At 33.9% G+C, this 840-nt stretch carries 2 protein-coding genes; one reads left to right on the top strand and one right to left on the bottom strand.

The features are described from left to right. Positions 1-136, bottom strand: a 136-nt coding sequence (locus A5N85_RS17980) for a helix-turn-helix domain-containing protein (RefSeq protein ID WP_143143330.1), incomplete at its 3' end; no start/stop codon positions are given. A gap of 577 nt (positions 137-713) precedes the next feature. Here A5N85_RS17980 and A5N85_RS17975 point away from each other — a divergent pair. Then, a partial coding sequence (locus A5N85_RS17975; protein WP_143143250.1) for a helix-turn-helix domain-containing protein occupies positions 714-840 on the top strand: 127 nt, incomplete at its 3' end.

The following is an 840-nucleotide window of genomic DNA, read 5'->3' as shown; positions in this document are numbered from 1 at the left end:
CTTTAGGATGGGGATTTTTAATCCAGCTATAGACGGTGAATTTGCTGATCTTGTAGCGCTTTGCAACAGCGCGCCAAGTTTCTCCATTAGCAATATCGTTAAGAATTTTTTGTCGGAATTGGCGGCAGTAGGTCATAGGATATGCTCAGTTTGTTTTTGATAATTCTACTACAAGTTGCTCTTTATATCTGCTTTGGATAGATTGGATTATAAGTGATTTGACTATATGTATTTTTTCGGGAACTCTGCTGTATTGATTATTTATGATAAAAATCATCGGGTAGTGGTTTGAAAAGTATGCTAAACATACTCTTACAAAAAATACTTCTTTTAATATATTGATATTTAAATATTTAACTGTCATTGGATTATTTGATAATATTCAAGCATACTTTTCAAACCACTACCAATCATCGTTTTCTCAAGCCAATTTATTTAACTTATTCTTAAGTTTCTCTATATAGCCAACTTCCCAAAAAAGGCATACAACGTTAACTCAATATCCAATTTGAAAACAGCATCCTATCTCCAAGTACGGTATGCATTTTCGGGAGCCTGCTATACTGCACGTTGTCTATAAATCTTTTTCCTAATAAGGAGAGTAGAATGAGAAGCAAAATATTATAGTCAAATCACTTATAATCCAATCTATCCAAAGCAGATATAAAGAACGACTTATAGTAGAATTATCAAAAACAAACTGAGCATATCCTATGACCTACTGCAGCCAATTCCGACAAAAAATTCTTAACGATATTGCTAATGGAGAAACTTGGCGCGCTGTTGCAAAGCGCTACAAGATCAGCAAATTCACCGTCTATAGCTGGATTAAAAATCCCC

The sequence above is a fragment of the Suttonella ornithocola genome (genome assembly GCF_001889065.1).
Classification (GTDB): domain Bacteria; phylum Pseudomonadota; class Gammaproteobacteria; order Cardiobacteriales; family Cardiobacteriaceae; genus Suttonella_A; species Suttonella_A ornithocola.
Note: the sequence above shows the minus strand (reverse complement) of the source record. Positions and strands in the feature narration are given on the sequence as shown.